The sequence below is a fragment of the Pseudomonas sp. 382 genome (assembly GCF_002759075.1).
Classification (GTDB): domain Bacteria; phylum Pseudomonadota; class Gammaproteobacteria; order Pseudomonadales; family Pseudomonadaceae; genus Aquipseudomonas; species Aquipseudomonas vlassakiae.
Genome location: NZ_PEMX01000087.1, coordinates 1 through 2,282, shown reverse-complemented (window position 1 = coordinate 2,282; position 2,282 = coordinate 1). Strand labels below are relative to the sequence as shown.

The 2,282-nt window shown below is 55.9% G+C and carries 2 protein-coding genes; one reads left to right on the top strand and one right to left on the bottom strand.

The features are described from left to right. Positions 1–206 precede the first annotated feature (206 nt). Complete coding sequence (locus CQW31_RS30690) at positions 207–1,550, bottom strand: sodium:proton antiporter (RefSeq protein WP_009682061.1); 1,344 nt, start codon at positions 1,548–1,550, stop codon at positions 207–209. A 160-nt stretch (positions 1,551–1,710) separates the two neighbouring features. On the opposite strand from CQW31_RS30690, the gene CQW31_RS30685 reads away from it, so the two are divergent. Continuing rightward, positions 1,711–2,133, top strand: a complete 423-nt coding sequence (locus tag CQW31_RS30685; protein WP_009682060.1) for a low affinity iron permease family protein — start codon at positions 1,711–1,713, stop codon at positions 2,131–2,133. Positions 2,134–2,282: the final 149 nt, after the last annotated feature.

The following is a 2,282-nucleotide window of genomic DNA, read 5'->3' as shown; positions in this document are numbered from 1 at the left end:
TTTTGGATAAGAGGTGCGCTGGCGCATGGTGATCCTTGCGATAAGGGCGATGGTGTCCACGTATTTTTAGGTGGACACCATCGCCCTTAATGCTGAGATTCTGAAGGTGTGTTTGCTGGCCGCTTACACTTGGGCAGCTCTCCAGCATAGTTCAGCCGCCGAGAATGTCCTGTTCCTGGACCTTTAGGAGAAGGTTTTGTCGAGGATCAAGGCGTCCGCTTTCGCCGGGCCTGATAGCGTGCCAGGAGAGATTGAACAGAGAGACCATGAACCAAGATGCTCAGCGCAACGACTGACAGAACCAGGTTGCTACTCTGCGCTGCAGCATTTGGGGGAAGCCCGTGATTTATCGCGTAGAAGAGATAGTACAGGCTGCCGATTCCCTTGATACCGAACCAGCCCAGAAGTCCTCGCTGCGGAGCATCCAAACCTTGGCGCAAAGGGGTGAGAAAAACACTGAGTGGTCGGATGATACAGAACAGTGCGCCCGCTACGATGAGCCCCTGCCAATCCCAGTGCTCCAGCAGCACCACACCCAAGAGTGTGACCAGAAAGACTTCCATTGCTCGCTCAACCAGGCTGCCAAACGCCAACATATCACCCAGCATGATCCCTGCCGCGACGCGGGAGTCGTCGAGCTCTGCGACATCCCCCTTAACGGCCAGCTCTGGCGCCACATGCTGGTGACCCACCACCGGCTGCACCAGATGTTCTGCCGCAGGATCTGAAGGACTCGCAGCAGTAAGCACTTCGGCCTGCCGCAGCCCGAGTCCCGCGGCGAACACGGCCAGGAAGCCATAACCCTGTATCGCCTCGGTGATGACATAAGCAAGCGCCACGAGAGCGAGGGCAAGATAATCATTAGGCGAGACAGTGCTGTCGTCGTTGCGCAAGCGCAAGTAGAGGGTCAGCTTGCCTAGGCCTCTTCCCATCCAATACCCGCACAATGCGCCGGCGGAGGCTGCCCATAGCACATCCCCGAAGACCCAATGGATGAACCACGGCTCCCCGGGATCTCGCTGTAACAGCAGCCCCAGCGTTACGAAGGGAAAGGCCACACCGTCGTTCAACCCGGCCTCTCCCGACAAACCGAAGCGCACAGGGTCATCATCCTGGGCATCTACCACCTGCACGAGGGTTGCAAGCACCGGATCTGTGGGGGCGAGAATGGCGCCAATTAGCACCGAAACGCCCCAACTCATGTTGAGTGCATAATGAAGCAGGAGGCTTACACCTCCTATGCACAGCACGAGCACTGGGCCCGCAAGGTAGAACGCTGTCCGCCACCTGGGATTTCGAAGTGGCAAACGCAATTTGAGGCCGCTGAAGAAAAGAGAGAACAGCACGGCCACTTCGGTGAGGTGTTCCAGCCAACCACTCGATTTAGAGAGGTCCAACTGTAGCAACCCTAGAGCAGGTGAACCGAGCGTGGTGCCAAGGCCAAGACAAACCACCGAGGTGGTAACCGGTGCCCAGCGAAGATAGGACGATGACAGGGCTAGGACCAAGAGCACTGCGCCCAGCATGGCGAACCAAACGATGAAGGTCATTACCCAAACGCCTTGAAACTCAGATGGTGAGCGTTCGAGTGGGTACCGAAGCGGCTCGTTCAGCCTGTCTCCAGATGTCACTTGTCTAGCCGACCAAATGTAAAAAAAGATTTCAGGCTCTCACGACGGTCCTACGTTCTAGTACACCTAGGAGAAAGTCATGAAATTCGCGCAGTTCTGCCAATGGCTCGCCAACCGGTCGGGGAAGCCAAGTACATTTTTGATCGCCGTGGTGCTCATTGGGTTATGGGCTATCTCAGGGCCCTGGTTCCACTACAACGACACCTGGCAGCTCATCATCAACACCTCTACGACGATCGTCACTTTCCTGATGGTGTTTCTGATCCAGAACACGCAGAACAGGGATAACGACATCATCCACGTGAAGCTGGACGAGCTGATTCGAGCCACCAAGTCGGCTCAACGTTCTGTCTTGGATTTGGAAGATATGGACAGCAAAGAGCTTCGAGCGCTGCGCAGGGAATACCGCGCGATGGCTGAAAATTGCGGTCAAGCGGATTTGCAGGAGCCAAGCGCTCCTGAGGATGGAGAGCAGCGCGTAAATATCGATCAGCAACGCTAGCCTGGGGGGTTTGATTGATTAAGGAAACTCCGAACAAGTCAGCACAGGCCATCTGACCTGTGCTGAAATAGCCCTCTGTCCAACAGCCCTCTACAAGCCCTCCTTCCCATGAGTCAGATGAGCTTTTCCGATTTCGAGTACGCCGGTAA

Coding starts and splice junctions, on each gene's coding strand:
- CQW31_RS30690 (WP_009682061.1), bottom strand. CDS start 1,550: ATGACCTTCATCGTTTGGTTCGCCATGCTGGGCGCAGTGCTCTTGGTC.
- CQW31_RS30685 (WP_009682060.1), top strand. CDS start 1,711: ATGAAATTCGCGCAGTTCTGCCAATGGCTCGCCAACCGGTCGGGGAAG.